The 16,565-nt window shown below is 50.6% G+C and carries 8 protein-coding genes; 1 reads left to right on the forward strand and 7 read right to left on the reverse strand.

Annotated elements, in window-relative coordinates; genetic code table 11:
- Positions 1 to 3: 3 nt before the first annotated feature.
- The 4 genes from QFZ48_RS30365 to QFZ48_RS30380 all read right to left on the reverse strand — a co-directional run bounded on the left by QFZ48_RS30365 (position 4) and on the right by QFZ48_RS30380 (position 9,721).
- Positions 4 to 3,816: a glycosyl hydrolase family 95 catalytic domain-containing protein gene (locus QFZ48_RS30365; RefSeq protein ID WP_429065190.1), complete on the reverse strand. Its 3,813-nt coding sequence runs from the start codon at positions 3,814 to 3,816 to the stop codon at positions 4 to 6.
- Positions 3,817 to 3,823: 7 nt separating this feature from the next.
- The gene (locus QFZ48_RS30370; protein WP_429065192.1) at positions 3,824 to 5,752 is read right to left on the reverse strand and encodes a plastocyanin/azurin family copper-binding protein; all 1,929 of its coding nucleotides are present in this window, start codon (positions 5,750 to 5,752) and stop codon (positions 3,824 to 3,826) included.
- A gap of 65 nt (positions 5,753 to 5,817) precedes the next feature.
- Positions 5,818 to 7,593 (reverse strand): family 16 glycoside hydrolase, encoded by a 1,776-nt coding sequence (locus QFZ48_RS30375; RefSeq protein WP_429065194.1) that lies wholly within the window; start codon positions 7,591 to 7,593, stop codon positions 5,818 to 5,820.
- A gap of 85 nt (positions 7,594 to 7,678) precedes the next feature.
- Positions 7,679 to 9,721 carry an alpha/beta hydrolase family protein gene (locus tag QFZ48_RS30380; protein ID WP_429065196.1) on the reverse strand — a complete coding sequence of 681 codons (2,043 nt, stop codon included), beginning with the start codon at positions 9,719 to 9,721 and terminating at the stop codon, positions 7,679 to 7,681.
- A 145-nt stretch (positions 9,722 to 9,866) separates the two neighbouring features.
- On the opposite strand from QFZ48_RS30380, the gene QFZ48_RS30385 reads away from it, so the two are divergent.
- On the forward strand, positions 9,867 to 12,188 hold the full coding sequence (locus QFZ48_RS30385; protein ID WP_429065198.1) for a DUF5703 domain-containing protein: 2,322 nt from the start codon (positions 9,867 to 9,869) through the stop codon (positions 12,186 to 12,188).
- Between the two features lie 2 nt (positions 12,189 to 12,190).
- On the opposite strand, the gene QFZ48_RS30390 is transcribed toward QFZ48_RS30385, so the two are convergent.
- From QFZ48_RS30390 to QFZ48_RS30400, 3 genes are read right to left on the reverse strand one after another with little or no spacing between them, the layout of a single operon-like run.
- Complete coding sequence (locus tag QFZ48_RS30390) at positions 12,191 to 14,563, reverse strand: sugar-binding domain-containing protein (RefSeq protein ID WP_429065200.1); 2,373 nt, start codon at positions 14,561 to 14,563, stop codon at positions 12,191 to 12,193.
- A gap of 8 nt (positions 14,564 to 14,571) precedes the next feature.
- Entirely contained in the window at positions 14,572 to 15,462 is an 891-nt protein-coding gene (locus QFZ48_RS30395; protein ID WP_429065201.1) for a sugar phosphate isomerase/epimerase family protein, read from the reverse strand.
- A 12-nt stretch (positions 15,463 to 15,474) separates the two neighbouring features.
- On the reverse strand, positions 15,475 to 16,560 hold the full coding sequence (locus tag QFZ48_RS30400) for a sialidase family protein (protein WP_429065203.1): 1,086 nt from the start codon (positions 16,558 to 16,560) through the stop codon (positions 15,475 to 15,477).
- Positions 16,561 to 16,565: the final 5 nt, after the last annotated feature.

Raw genomic sequence — 16,565 nt, forward strand, 5'->3', positions numbered from 1 at the left:
AAATCATTGCTTGATCATTTGTAACCGGCCGGCTGTCATCTGTAACTGGTAGCGCTTTCCTTTCTTCGCCGTAAATTTCACCTGTTGTTCTTTATAGCGCAATTCACAAGGTCCATCTGAAGTAGCCGTTACCGTTAGTTGCTGCAGCTGGCATTGTTGCCAGCGGATATCCAGCACAAAACCTCCCCTGGCGCAAATGCCACTGACCTGTCCCGAGGGCCAGGCATCCGGCAACGCGGGCAGCAGTTCAATATAATCCATATGGCTTTGCACGATCATTTCTGCCATGCCGGAAGCGCCGCCAAAATTTCCATCTATCTGGAAAGGCGGATGCGCATCAAACAGGTTAATATACGATCCTCCGTGTGCCTTTCCGGTAGGGCCTTCCGCGGGAGTAAGTAATTTGTTGATCATGGTAAGCGCGTGATTGCCGTCTTTGAACCTTGCCCAGAGGTTGATCTTCCAGGCCAGGCTCCAGCCGGTGCCATCATCGCCACGGAAAAGAAGCGATTGGCGGGCGGCTTTCATCATGGACGGCGATTGATCCCAGGTAATGTCGGTGCCGGGGAATACGCCCCACAGGTGCGATACATGGCGGTGATGATTTTCCGGGTCATCCACATCCTGCAACCACTCCTGCAGCTGCCCGTACTTTCCTACCTGGTTGGGCGCAATCTGTTTATATTTTGCCTGCAAGGTTTCACGGAAGGCGGCGTCCTGGTGCAATATTTCGCTGGCTTGTATACAATTCCGGAACAGGTCTCTTATTAGCTGGTGGTCCATCGTGGGACCCGCCACTAAGCCGCCATTCTCCGGCGAGTTGGAAAGAGTGCTGATCAGCCAGCCTGTGGCAGGATCTTTTACGAGGAAATTCACAAAAAAATCAGCTGCGGCTTTCATCAACGGGTAAGCCTGTTGCTGTAAAAAAACTTTATCCTTTGTATAGAGATAATGTTCCCACAGATGGTGGCACAGCCATGCAGCGCCTGTAACCCATATGCCGTGGTTGGCGGCATTGATAGGCGCTGTTCCTCTCCACAAATCCGTGTTATGATGCAACACCCACCCAGGAGCACCGTAATGCTCCGTTGCGGTGCGGCGGCCCGCTTCCGATAATTCGCGGGTCATGGCGAACAGCGGCTCCGCACATTTGGAGAGATGCAACACTTCTGCCGGCCAGTAATTCATTTCCAGGTTAATATTGGTGGTATACTTACTGCCCCAGGGCGGCGACATCTGATCGTTCCAGATACCCTGTAAGTTGAGTGGTTGTCCGCCTGGCCTCGACCCGGAGATCATCAGATACCGGGCGTATTGAATATACAATGCGGCCAGCGCGGGATCGGTAGTCGCGGTAAACCGGCTGATCCGCTGGTCTGTAGGCAACTCCGTTTGTCCCTGGCCCAGATCCACCGAGAAGGTATTGAAATATTGTTGGTAGTCTTTGATATGTGCGGAGCGTATGTTTTGGTAAGATGATAACGGCTGTATAACCTTCCTGCACAGCGCTACCGGATCTGCTGAAACATCCTTATAATTGCGGTAACTGGTAGCAGCAGTAAGATATAGCGTAGCTGCGTTCGCGTTAGTAACCGTGATGCTGCTATCTGTAACGGCTACACCTCCGTTTGACACACTCACCTTCAGCCAGCTTTCTCCTTTCAACACGCCGTGCAGTACTTTCAGGGAAAGCGCCAGCGTGCTGTCATTTATTTTCCGGGTGGTATACAATGGCTGCGGGCTTTTCAATGCAGCGGTGAAGCTGATGCTGCCGGGCTTATTAGCCGACAGCCGCAGAACGATGGCCTGATGTGGTGCACTGGAAAAATACTCGCGGGTATATTGCACGTTATTGGCAATATAAGTCGTACGGGCAACAGCGTTAGCAAGGTCCAGTTCCCGCCGGTAACCTGTTGCGGCCAGCAGTGTATCTTTAAAACGTAGCCAAAGGTCGCCGAACGGCTGATAATCCGCCTCATAGCGGGATACCGGTGGCGCGCTTTTCTGTCCCATGAAATGCTCTTCCGCCAGTTGTTCCGCTTCCTTTTGCCGCCCTTCGGCGAGGAGTGCACGGATCTTTGGCAGGTACTGCACCGCACCGGCACGCGCATGTTCACGCGGACCATCAGTCCATAAGGTAGCTTCATTGAACTGCAGGTGTTCTTCATTTACACCCCCAAAGATCATGGCCCCCAAGCGCCCGTTGCCGATGGGTATTGCGGCGGTCCATTTAGCAGCGGGGTGGTCATACCAAAGCGTTAACGCTGCTTTTTTTGGCGGCAGTGGCGTTAGTACGGGTGTAAGATTGGCTCCGCTGTATATTTTCCCCAGATCTGCAAACACCTGGAAGCCTTTCCCTTTATGATATTTTTTACCCGTTTTATCCCACAGGATGGTAAGCAGGCGGCCATGATAACGCACCTGGTCCAGGCAAAAGTAATCCCAGGTTCCGGCGGGTATCAGCGGGTATATCTCCACCTGTTCATCGTCCCGTGGTTTCAGTCCCACCAGGTCGCTGATCACCAGGTCGCAGAAGCTGGAGTGGTTATAATAGCTGCTGCGCGGATCATCCCCCTTCAGCCAGTAGCCGTTCTTTTCATCCTGGTATTCACCCAGGTAAGGCTGCCCGTTTTTCTGATGGGAGCGCGCATAGGTTTGTAACGCGCGGAAATATACACTTGCAGTGATGCCGTCATGATGCCGGTAACACGTAAGCAGGTTGGCCAGCCCTTTCAATGTTTGTGTAGTGGCAAACGGCCATATGGCGCCGTCCCACTCGCAACCACCGGTACCGTGCGTACGAAAAGCCGGATGCCGCTGCTCTGCGGTGGTAAGCCCCCAGGGCGCATTAAAGCCGTTGCGGTCTGTTAACTGCTGCCAGGCCTTTGCATATTCAGGCTGATCGTCCGGCAGGTTGAAATACCAGGGGATATACCCTATTTCTTCTCTTACGCCTGACAACGGGCCCTTGGCCAATTGCACCTTAAAAAAAGCAGCGGTATCATCCCAAAGCCTGTTTTGCACACCGGCTTTGAGCTGTGCTGCCAGTTGCACGTATCTCTGCCGGAGACTGTCGCGCCCGGCCATAGCAGCCAACTGCGACAATGCCCTGGCATTTCCGTACATATAGCTATTGATAGTGGGACGGATATTTCTTTCCTTACGTGAACCACTGATGGATTCTTCCATGCCATCTTTCACATCAAACTGCCAGTACATGCCGTCGGGCAAACCTCTTTCCTGCTCCCACAGCCGGTAATCTTTATCGAGTGAATCCAGCAGGCTTAGGGCAAAATTCCGGTCCGCATTTACGAGATAATAATTATAGATAGCATCCGCCGCCCAGCTGCTGAACTGGTGGAAACGCGGTTTGGTCTGCTGCTGGTCCTTCTCCAGCCAATAGCGGATATATTGATGAACGTACTGTGTATCGCGCAACCAGCGTCCTTCATAAATATGATGGCCGAGTGCGCAACTCAGTGCATTATATCTGCCTGCATGTTTTACAGGAATAATAAATTCTGTGAAGATAAACCCGTCAGGAGTTTTTTTAAGATGCTTACGAAAACTCCACCAGCGGAAATAGTACGTTTGTTCGATCACGTTATCAGGGCAATCAAATAACGGCACATTGCTTTCAAGCCACGCAGCTGCCTGGTCATCCGGGATGTATTGTTTCACTTCTCCTGTGTCCAGGCGGTTGAAGAGCGTAACATATTTCTTCAGTTTATCTGTACTTAATACAGCTTTCCTGTCCTGTGCCCAGCTATTGGCCGACACGCATATCCATAAACAAACATAGAAAAATCGTTGCATGATCACTTTATTTCTTTACAACTTTCAATATTCCTTTCATCACGGTATAATGCCCGGGGAACGTACATACGTAAGGGTAATTACCCGGTGTTGCCGGTGCAATAAAATAAATGCCCTGTGATGTTTCCGGTTGCAACAGGCAGGTGTTAAACAACACATCTGCTGAACGGGGCACATAGGCGAGCTGGGAACCATTCAATCCCATATCCATCGCCAGTTTTCCTACCACATCTCCTTTGCCGGGTTTTACGATCACCAGGTTATGCAGCATATCATCGTTATTATTAAACACCAGTTTCACTTTGCTTCCCGCCGGCACCTGCACTTCAGCCGGATCAAACTTCAGACCGGGCAGGGTACCTATTTTGATGACTACATCGGGACCTTTGGTCCAGCTGGCCGGCTGCATATTTACGCATTTCGAAGGATCACTGCCACAGGCAGTATTATTATTGGCAGTAGCTGCCGCGCTTTTGGGTGTTATAGCACAACCAGGCATCCCGCCGCTTCCAGCCGGAATAGCATTCAGCGTATAATAGGCCGTATTATGCAACAGTGGTACGCCGGCCTGCGATTGCAGACCGGTTATATCCAGCGCATGAATATATCCTTCGCGTAAACCTTCTACATAGATCCTCACCCGGCGGCCATCATCAGACACTTCGCTTTTTACAACGGCGCAGGGTTGACTGTTAATCACCGGGCTGCCGTACTTACTGTGATAGCTATACGTAAATCCTGTTACCTGGAATAAGCGGTTATTGACAGCCTGTTTTTTATTTACCGGAGATGTAAATTCAAGTTCAAAGCCATTGCTTTGCGCCCGCATGGCCTTTATCTCAAAAGGCGTGTTACCCTTAAAGTTCACCCGTTGCAAACCGTAGGGAGCCGGCCCTGTAGAGGCCCATCCCCTGCTGGTCATACCAACAAATAACGAATGATCGCTTCCCCATACAAGCCGCAGCACACCTGACGAAAACCCTTCCAGGAAAGGGAAACAGGCGCCCTGGTATTTGCCGTTCACTTTCTCCAGGAAGGCGCGCATTACTTTGCTGTGTCCCTGATCGCCTACCAGCAGCTGGCCTTTAAAAGGACCAAATGCGTCTGAGTCGATGTTGATGACTGCTGACGTAGAAGTGCCCATGAGTGTATGCGGAAACCATACGCTGGGTTCCTTGAAGTGCGGTATTTTACGGGCAAAATCGTGCAGGATACCGATGGAGTCAGGAAATTGCTGCGGCTTTAAATGCAGTGGTGATCCGTATTCGCCGGACCAGCGCATACCTGCAGGGTGACCCGCAAAATCGCCATAGTCCAGTTGAGTGATCCTTCCGGACCCGATCCAGTCGCCCTGGTTTTCTGCAAAAAAAATATCCCCGCTCTCCGACAATCCAAAACCTGCGGGAGAGCGCATGCCGCCGGCAAAAGGTTTCATGGTGCCATCCGGTTTTATCTGCATCATCCAGCCACGCCACTTGGTAAGGCTTGCGCCGCGACCAATCCAGGAAAGGTTGAGCGTAACGATCATATCTCCGTTGGGCAGGAACAGCGGTCCGTAGGAATATTCATGGTAATTGCCCGATAAAGGCCAGGAGGCAACCGTTTGAAAGAGATCGGCTTTCCCGTCTTTGTCTGTATCTGTAACACGGGTTAATTCCGAGCGTTGCGTAGTGTAAAAGGAACCGTTGTGCCAGGCAAGGCCCAGAGTTTCATGCATGCCTGCTGCAAAGCGGGTATAATGCGGATATCTTGATTTCTTCTGGTAGGGATCTGTAATCAGCCATATCTCCCCGTGCCGGGTGGCCACTCCCAGCTTGTCGTCCGGTGTAAATGCGAGACCTCCCACTTCCAGCGCTACGCTGTCTGGTATGGGCACGTCTGTGATGGAATAATATTTACTTTCCCTGGCCTTCATCTCCTGTTGTGCAGCTGCCATACAGGGTAACAGCATACTCCACACGAGCAACAAAAAAGACCTATGTTGTTTGCTTATCATAATTTTTACCAGATAATGGAATAATGAATGTTCACCTTTTTGCTATCCGCCGGCAAGGGCACTAACAAACGGTATTGTCCTTTACTTTGCACGATCTGCGGCGACAAGGCTGTTTCTATATAATATTGTTTATCATCTACCGCATAACTGCCATCCGGTAATTTTTCGATGACGCCGCCGCTTGCCATTAACCACCAGGCGTTCCCGTTAGTGCTTCCGTTATTGGTCACCGTCACCTCGCGGATCAATCCTTTCCGGTCGCTGCGGGGATGCAGATAATCTTCCACAGACCATTGATGCAAGGTATACAGGTACACCGGCAATCCATCCGGCAACAGTTTATATCCGCGGTTAGTATAGCTGCTGCTGTCTTCCCGTATGGAGTCCGGCCATGGGGCATCCGGGGCCTGCAACTCCGCAATAGACGGCGTACCTGCCAGTTCCAGGGCAGCGCCCAAAGGTTTTTCCAGCTGCTTCTCACCTCGTTCATGCCACATTTCAGCGATATCCAGGTACCGGCCGTGCCAGGTCATTAAAGGGCTATAGTTAACCATATCGTAAGCGTAGTTCAATCCGCCGGGCATACCCACTGCTATGCTGTATGGATTAACCTTACCGCGATGTTCTATAAAACCGCGTTGTACTGCCGGGGCATTCCTAACAGGATATTCCATCTGTGGCGATATTTCTGCCATCCTTTCAGAAGCAGGCGTAGTAAGGGCGGTAAAGGGAATATGCGGACCTTCATACAGCAGTACCAGGCTTTCGTCGTAATTGGCGTAGCTGAGTTGAAAAGTATGTTCTCCTTTCTCCAGCGTAGTATCACCGTAAAAAGCGCGCTGGTAGTCGCGGGTACCGCCGTTGTTGGCGATTTCATTTCCATCAATCATTAACCGCACAGGACCACCGGCCTGCAGCCTGAAGATGTATTGGCCTGTTACCGGTACCAGTAGTTTTCCTTCCACTAATAAGTGGGCGCGTTTATCGCCGGTATGGAAGGTCAGTGAATCGGTGCTGCCTGATTTTACGGGCGTTAGCTGTCGCAGCGTATCGTGATTTTTATAGACGCCCTTATACACACGGAAACGCATATCTGCTAATTTCGCGCGATCATTGCCATAGGTTTTATAGCGGATATTCCGGAAGGCCACCGGGCCTTTGTGTACGATAAAACGCAGCGGTCCGGGTACATCGCGCAATGTGGTGTCGTGTGTGTTAATGATCTGCAACCCGCTCACCGCGCGGCCATTCAGTTCCACGGATGCAAAGCCGTTTTCGCTTCCGGAGTAAACACCATTGCTATCCGGTTTTGAAGGACGCAATGCCTTATATCTCACCGACAGGTGCTGCCATAAACCCGGCGCTTTGCAGGCGTTCAATACAGGCGGTCTTCCTTCAATAGCTCCGCAGTCTGTGTTTGTAACGCTGTCTTTTAGCCAACTATCTTTCAGCTGCAATGCATATTTTCCCTGGAAAAGAATACTTGCCGCGGCATCAGCAGATAACATGAAATCCAGCTCCAGGTCAAGATCGCCATGTACCAGCCTGGTGCGCAGCTCCGTACTGTCTGCCGTATTTCCGGAAAGGTCACACACCAGGATGCCTTTGCCGGCTGCAATTTCCATGTGATGCGGTTGCTGCCGGTCCGCATATACGTTGCCGGCTATACGCCAATGATGATCCGTTGCCGTAAAAGCATCCGTATTATCCAGGTTGATTTCCTCCATGGGCAGGCTTTCCGGCTGAACGGCATTTTTACTGCCGGACGAGCAGGATGCCATACCCAGTATGGTTAGACTTTGTAATAAAAGAGATCTGATCGACATTGACAGGTTATCAAAGAATTAAAAAAAGTTGCTACGCTGCTTACAGAAAAGCTACACGCTTATCCATCATCCGCACAAGATCCGGCACATCATAATATTGCAATGCGCCCGGAATTATGCTACTGTATTGGTCCTTCTTCATTATCCGGCGGATCATCGTGATAAAGGAATCCGGGTATTGATCTATTTGCAGGCGGTTAATCCGTGGATCTATTACCGCTGCATGCAGGGCTACCAGCGCCGTGGCGCCGGAGGCTCTTATATCAACCATGCTTTTCTGAAACTCCTGGTCCGACAGCAGGTAATCCAGCAGCAGCAACAGGTCTGTTACGCGTTGGCCGATCAACGGCCGGCCAATATGCAGGGAAGACATCACATTCCGGTACTCCCTGTTATAAAATTTTGGATGATTGAATGCAGCTCCATCGGCCGTTTCACCTATTCCACGCAGATCAGGCAATAACACCGCATAACCTTTTTGCAGGTACGATTGCAGGAGGGCAGTGCTGTCCAGCAGTGTGCGCTTGCCTTCATCGTTCAGGCATATCACTACCTTTTGTACCACACTATTGCCCGGTGGCCGCATCAGTATAAAAGGAAGCGGCGGTTCATTTTCGCTGCGCAACAATAACTTTTCGTATACCCATTCCTGTTGCTGCCTTGTAGCGGCACGTTCCACCTGCACTTTATTCCGCCGGACATGGATGCCCAGTAATTGCTGCAATGTATCTGTAAACGCTTTTTTAGTAACCGTGCGTTGAAATTGCATACGGCGGGCGGCGAGCGCGGTAGCGGTTTGCAGGAAATGTTGTTGCAGGGTAATTTCTCCGGAGATACTATTATTTAATTCCCCGCTGCCGGTACAATTCAGCGCGGTAGCTGGCAGCACGGCAAGAACCCCTTCCTGTACCGGTTTATCATCCTGGTACAACCACCTCCTGAACCAGCGGGCTGCGGCTTCGCGCTTAGGTTGCGATATGCCATGCCCATCGTCTACCGTGAACAATTCTATCCGTTCCGGTGCTCCCAGGGTAGTATAACATTGTTTTGCTTCGTTGTAAGCCTGTTCTGCGCCGGTATAGTCTACAAAATCGTATCTGCCGGCCAGTACCAGCAACGGCTTAGGCGCCAGCAGGTGCATATAGTCGGTGATCTCCAACCCGTATTTACCTTCATTGGGTATTTGCACACAGCCATCCAATGGACCAGACAGTTCAAACGTTCTTTCACGGGTGGTGATGTAGCTGCATACCGCGGCAACTTTTATCCTGTTTTCAAAGGCCATGAAATAAGCGGTTTGTGTGCCGCCGCCGGAATTACCCAGGCAACCGATCCTGGTGGTATCTACTTCTTTACGGGACAGCAGGTAATCGAGCCCCCGCTCATTATCCCATAATTCATAAGCGGCCACACTGGAGCCTACCATGGCTGCTGCGGTATTCAGCAGCGTATGTTCCGTAGTGCCTCCTCTTGTGGAAGGCTGGCCAGTGCTGTCTGTCAGCTGATGTCGCTCTCCTTGTGAAACAGGATCAATCATCAATACCACAAACCCCTGCCTGGCGAACAGGATAGCGGTTTGCTGGTACGAGGGTGTGGCCTTTGCTTCTGCCTCATGACCGCAAAATAATAGCACACCGGGAAACGGACCGTTACCTGCCGGCACATACAAACTGGCCGTTACGTGATGTTTGGGGAAACTCTGATAAATGATCTTTTCAATATGATAGCCATCCTGACGGAGTATACCCGTGACCGTTGGCTGTAACGGCGTTTTTTCCGGCAATACGCCCAACAGCTGGCGATAGGAAGCACGAAGCTGTTGCTGGTAAGCCTGTACGCTGGAAGCTGATTGCATGGCCTGCTGCACCCGGTTACTACGCCCCGCATACTGCCGGTGCATTTGCTGCATCAGGTAGGTGTTCAGCATTTTATCTGCGCCCCAGTCGATAATACTGGCAGGCGCTTGCGCACATACCGTTGTGGCCGGCAGCAATAAAATAAATGGAATAAGTATGGCAGCCGTTAAATAATTGTGTAAGTAACACTTATCGGATAGTAAAAGGCTACGCGTAAATATTTTCATCAACATGGAATTCTGTTCTCCTTTACCGCAATCAAGCTACAGAAATATCTATGCAAAAAAGTATTTTTTTACGCAATCGTTGCCGGAGCGCGGTGGTATAGCATAATAGGAAATGTTCTGTTAACTTTATCTTCTCACTATCTGTATGAAAACTATTTTCCGATATATTATTATCACAGCCGCTATTCTTCACACCTCTCCTTCTTTTGCCCAGCTCCCGGAACTGGACAACCACAATATTACCTGGAACAGCCAGAGCCGGAATGCGGCGGAATCCATGCCTTGTGGCGGCGGCGACATAGGACTGAATGTATGGATGGAAAACGGGGAATTGTTATGTTACCTGTCGCGCAGCGGCACCTTTGATGAAAACAATACCTTTTTGAAGCAGGGCAGGTTAAGGATAAAATTAATGCCCAATCCTTTTGAAGCAGGTACACAATTCCGGCAAACATTGCATCTGCGGGAAGGCTACATAGCTATTACCGGCAGTAAAGGAAAGCAGCAGGCGCAGATCCGGGTATGGGTAGATGTGCATCACCCGGTAGTGCATGTGGACGTGAACACCCGTCAGCCGGTAACGGCCACCGCGCACTATGAAAACTGGAGAATGGACGACCGTGTAATGTCAAAAATGGAGCTGCTGGCATGCTCCGGTTATAAAGGCGCACCGGTAGCCGTTACGGCTTATCATGATGAAGTTACTTTTGATGACAGGAAGGTGTTGTTTTATCACCGCAACCGGAATGATGCGCTGATATTTGACTTCACGGTACAACAACAAGGATTGGACTCCGTAAAGGCACAACTATGGAATCCCCAACAGGGACTTACGTTTGGTGGTTTCCTCTGGGGCAGTGATATGCAGCCCGCCGGTACAGATACCGGGCGATATATAAACACCGCGTATACCTCCTGGCAGCTGCAAAGCATCCGTCCTTCAAAGTCGCATCACATCAATGTACTGCTGCATACAGCGCAAACATCCACGCAGGAAGCATGGTACAAAGGACTGCAGGAACAACTGCGGATAGCCAGCGTAGCAGAAAAAACCGCCTTTCAGCAGACCACTGCATGGTGGCAGCAATACTGGAACAGGAGCTATATTTTTATGGGCGGTGATACTGCCAATGCCGTATGGCAGGCGGGCCGGAACTACCAGTTGTTCCGCTACATGCTTGGCTGTAATGCATATGGCGCTTATCCTACGAAATTCAATGGCGGGCTTTTTACGTATGACCCGGTATTTGTAAATGAAAAATTTCCTTTTACACCGGATCACCGCAACTGGGGAGGCGGCACCTTTACCGCGCAGAACCAGCGCCTGGTATACTGGCCCATGCTCAAAAGCGGCGACTTTGATATGATGACCGCGCAATTTGATTTCTATTTGCGTGCGCTGAAAAATGCCACCACCAGGAGCCGGTTTTACTGGGGACATAACGGCGCCTGCTTCACCGAACAAATGGAATATTTTGGTTTGCCTGCTGCCAGTGAATATGGATGGAAACGGCCCTCCTGGTTTGATAAAGGCGTAGAGTACAACAACTGGCTGGAATATGAGTGGGATACCGTACTTGAATTTTGCCTGATGATATTGGACATGGAGCGCTTCAGCGGGAAAGATATTTCACGGTATATACCGCTTATAGAAAGTTGTCTTACTTTTTTTGATGAACATTATCAATACCTCGCAAGGTTACGCGGCTCCAAAGCGCTGGATGGAAACGGCCACCTCGTGCTATATCCCGGATCGGCAGCAGAAACGTATAAGATGACCTATAATTCGGCTACTACCATCTCCGGGCTAAGTACCGTTACCAGCAGGATGCTGGAGCTACCAGGCAAATATCTTTCCGACAGCACGCGTACACAACTGCAGTTATTCCGGCAACGTATCCCCTTACTCTCCTATCGTAACGTGAATGGCTACACGACCATTGCGCCGGCCCAATCCTGGGAGCGGATCAACAACCAGGAAACGCCGCAGCTATACCCGGTATTCCCCTATGGCATATATGGCATAGGAAAACCCGGACTGGATACAGCGATTAACACCTGGCGGTATGATACCACGGCTGTTAAACACCGCAGCGCCGTTGGCTGGAAACAGGACAATATTTTCTGCGCCCGGCTGGGCCTTACCGACAGCGCCGCCTATTATACTATCGAAAAACTGAAGAATGCCAGCACGCGCTTCCCGGATTTCTGGGGGCCGGGTTTCGACTGGACACCGGATCATAACCAGGGTGGATCGGGCATGATCGGATTGCAGGAAATGCTGCTGCAAAACGACGGTAAACACCTTTATCTTTTCCCGGCATGGCCGGTTGCATGGGACGTTCATTTTAAACTGCATGCACCTTACAACACAACGGTAGAAGGCGTTTTAAAAAATGGTAAGCTGTTGTCCCTGAAAGTATTTCCTGAAGAAAGAAAAAAAGATGTCCTGGTAATGCTGCGATAACATCATTTCACTGCAATGCTTACCTGGCTGCTTTGCAATCCGGATGCTGATGCCTTTACAACAATATTTCCCGCCTGCCCGGAAGATTTCACAATCACCAGGCATCTCCCCTGCCAGGCATTACGCTGTGGCAACTGGTAACTCTCCGTACTGAGCGGGTTCGCATTGCCAACGCCCACAATAGTTCCAGGGCCTTCCACATCAAAGTGTACCTGGTTGTCTGCTTTAGTATGACGAACACCATTTGCATCCTGCAATTCCACGGTGATGTAACTTAAGTCCTGCCCGTTTGCCCGGATAGCCGTACGATCAGCTACCATATTGATCTTTGCCGGTTCACCGGCTGTTTGCAATACTGCACTGCTTACTGCTTTACGGCCATTATAACCCGTTGCGTTCAGTGTGCCGGCCTGGTAAGGCACCTGCCAGGTGGCTGTGAATTTATTGGCACGGTTGGTTGCTTTTTTTCCCAGCGACCGGCCATTGAGCGACAGCTCCACCTGTTCGCAGGAGGAATATACTTCCACTTCCAATGGTTGTACGGTGTTCTCCCAATTCCAGCTAGCTAATACATCATGCCATTCCCAGCGGCTCCAGTCCACCTTATGCGGATTAGTGGCAAACGACGGCTGCGGTGGTTTTACAAAAACAGACACCTGTCCTTCTTTCCATAATACATCGCGGTAATACGACTGCGGGCGCTTCCAACCACAAACATCAATATCGCCGCAATACGCAAGGTTCCAGGGATAGAAGCCCTGCTCCTGCCAATATCCCAACCACCCGATGCTGGCTTCGCCGATGTAATCGAAAGCGGTCCATACAAAATCACCTATCACCCAGGGATGATCTGCCACGCCCATCCAATAGTCAAAAGCTTCCAGCGGCAAAGACTCCGTTGCAAACATCACCCGTTGCGGCAGGCGCTGATGATCCGTTTCATATTTATCTCTTGCATAGTTGTAACCTGCCACATCGAGTGTTGCCAGGAAAGCATCTTTATCTTCCGTGACGCCGTTTACACCACAGGTCACGAACCGGGTTGTATCCAATGTGCGTATAAAACTACTGAGCGCCTTTGCCACCTCCACTACTTCCGGCTTTTCGCGGTTAGGGATTTCATTGCCGGTGCTCCACATGATGATGGCAGGATGATTCCGGTCGCGGTATACCATACTTTCCACATCTTTCTTCCACCAGTCTTTAAAATACAGGTGATAGTCGTCAGGATTCTTTCCATCTTCCCAGGTATCAAATGCTTCATCGATCACCAGTATACCGAGCCGGTCGCAGGCATCAAGGAAAGCAGGAGAAGGCGGATTGTGCGCGCATCTCACCGCATTATAACCGCTGGCTTTAAGCAGTTCTACCTTGCGTTCTTCTGCACGGTCGTAGGCTTTTGCCCCGAGCGGGCCGTTATCGTGATGCACGCAGCCGCCCTTCAGTTTCAGCGGTTGCCCGTCTAAACGGAAACCATTCACGGCGTCAATGGTAATACTGCGGATACCAAAAGGCGTGACAGTACGGTCCGTTAATTGTTGCTGGCGGTAAACCTCCGTTACCGCGGTATATAGCACCGGCGATTGCACCGACCATAACGCCGGTTTGCGTACGGTGAGATCCTGTTCCCACGTGGCAACCGCGCCGGGTGTTAATTCACGTGTATCCGTCGCCGTAACTACTTCCTTCCCATTTGCATCCATAAGGTGGGTGATTACTTTCACCGCAGCAGTGCTGCTGGTTTCATTCATCACTTTAGTTTGTACATGTACTTTTGCGGCAGCGGCATTTACTTCCGGCGTAGTAATATAAGTGCCCCATTGCGCTACGTGTACGGGGTCCATCACCTTTAACCATACATGGCGGTAAATGCCTGAACCAGCGTACCAACGGCTGTTTTCCCCTTCATTCCTGACCTTTACGGCCAGTACATTTTGTTCACCGAATTTTACGCGGTCAGTGACATCGTAATAAAACGACGTATAGCCGTAAGGGTGCTTACCCAACCGTTTACCATTGATCCACACTTCTGCGTTCATATAAATACCATCGAACTGTACCTGTATCCGTTTCCCTTTCTGGGTTACAGGCAGCGTAAATGTTTTGCGATACCAGCCGGTACCGCCGGTGGTAAACCCGCCGCTTGCCTGGCTCACCGCATCACGGTTAAAAGGCGACGCGGTGCCGGGGAGGTCTTCTATACTCCAGTCATGCGGCAGATCCACGATGCGCCATTGCGTATCATCAAAAGCTGCTTTATCAGCGCCTTGCGCCCCACCACGATGGAAGCGCCAGTCGTTATCAAAAAGCTGTGTTTCCTGTGCATGGGCGCCAATAGTGGCGAGCAGCAATAAAGTAGTTACTATTTTTTTCATGACGCCGATCACACTTGTTGAAAAACCGATTTTAAATACGCGGTGTTAGCGCCAAAGTTCCATTTTACATTACGCGGGTCCTGTGCATTACGCGAGCGTTCTATCACCAGCCATCCACGCCAGCCCATCTCATCCAGTGTTTGTTTTACTTTGGGGAGATGAATACGCGGGTTGTCCTGCAACCATACGCCATCTTTATCGGTACAATGAATCTGGCAGATGCGGTCTTTCCCAAGTATGCGCAATTCCTTTTGCAGGTCGCGGCCTGCTTCCAGGGCGTTGGCAAAATTGAAATAGCTTTGGATAGCAGGAGAACCAATATCTTTCAGCAACTGCACTTCTCCGGCAGCATCCAGCGCGGTTTCTATGCCAATGACCACGCCTGCCTTTTCTGCCTGTGCAGCCGCAGCCTTCAACCGTTTAACAATAGCGGGACGCAGTTCCGGATGTTGTACCAGGTCGCCTTGTACGCCCAGCGGCAGGAACGCTACTTTCACCTGCAACTGCTGCATGGTATTGATACAATCCTGTACCATGCGGTCTACACCAGGCCGTTCTGCAAACGACTGCGCATAAAACCCCGACATGGCAATAGAACTGATCTCCAGGTTAAGCCTGCGCGCTTCTTCTATAAATTGTTTGGCGATCGCGGGATCTGTTAGTTTGTTGTCAAACGTTTCACGGGTGCCCAAACCTCCCATGTCCAGCTCCAGTCCATCAGCGCCAATGTCTTTCGTTAACTGGAATGCGCCCAGCTTTTGCCGCTTCAGGATCATCCAGTCGCAAACAGCAATCTTATAACGTTGCGCTGCCGGCGCTGCGGCGAACGATACCTTGCGGTACAGCAGCCCCGCAGTAATAGCGGCGGTTGTATTGATTAAAAAATGACGACGGTTCATAGTAGTTACAGGTTACTCAGGCCATTGCCCGTTTTTAATTGCTTTCAATTGTAGTTGCTTCGGATCGACTTTCACATATTTGATCCGCTCCCGTCTCCAGGTGTAAACGATATGGATAAATCCATCCGCGCCATAAATCACCGCCGGGTATGAATACTGGCTGATGGGTGAGTTCTCCAGCACCAATGCTGCGCTCCAGTTTTTGCCATCTTCTGATACGGCTACATTCAACGGCGTGCGTGGACCTTTGGCCAATCCGTCCGGTGGCAGTACGTGGTTGTAAACAAGTACCTGCCGGCCATCAGGAAGGGTTACTGCATCTGTTCCTGAATTGTTGTTGGGCAGTACAATAGGCGCTAAAGGCGACCAGGTGCGGCCGTTGTCCGTTGACCAGGACTCCAGTATGGCCCGGTTCTTACTTCTGCAAAGCGCCTGCAGCTTTCCGTCCGGATAAAACAATATGCTGGGTTGTATGGCATTGTAAGTGTCACCACCATCCACAGGCGCAGTTTTCTCCCAGGTTTTACCATTGTCTTTTGTTGATTCAACATGTACTCTCCAGCGGTCTCCTTCTGTGCTGGACGGACAAAGCAATGTACCATTGCTTAACAGTACCGGTTTATTCTTTATCGGTCCCAGATAACCATCCGGCAAGGCTTCCGGCGCGGACCAGGTAGCGCCGCCATCTTTGGAGGTAATCAGCCATCCTTTCCATCCGGATATTTTAGGACCTATTTTGTAGAACAGCAGTAAATCGCCGCCGGGTACCTGGTACAATACCGGGTTCCAGCAGGGAAAGCGGGTACCGTTTGGCTGTATGCCATTGGCTACTTCCACGGGCACAGTCCATTCACCGCTCTGCTTTTTACGGCTTACCCATATGCCCACATCCGGATGTCCTTCCTTTGTGCCTCCAAACCAGGCAGCTACGAGGCCCTGCTTCGTTTCCGCGATGGTAGAAGCATGACACGAAGGAAACGCTGCTTTTTCAAATATAAATTCGTCGGTGACAATGCCGGCGCGATAATTTCCAGCCTGACCTTGTGCCAGTAAACCAGCGAACAATAAAATCGTTGTACAAAAAATACGTATAGTCATAAGCG

This window comes from Chitinophaga sp. W2I13, assembly GCF_050434005.1.
Taxonomy (GTDB): Bacteria; Bacteroidota; Bacteroidia; order Chitinophagales; family Chitinophagaceae; genus Chitinophaga.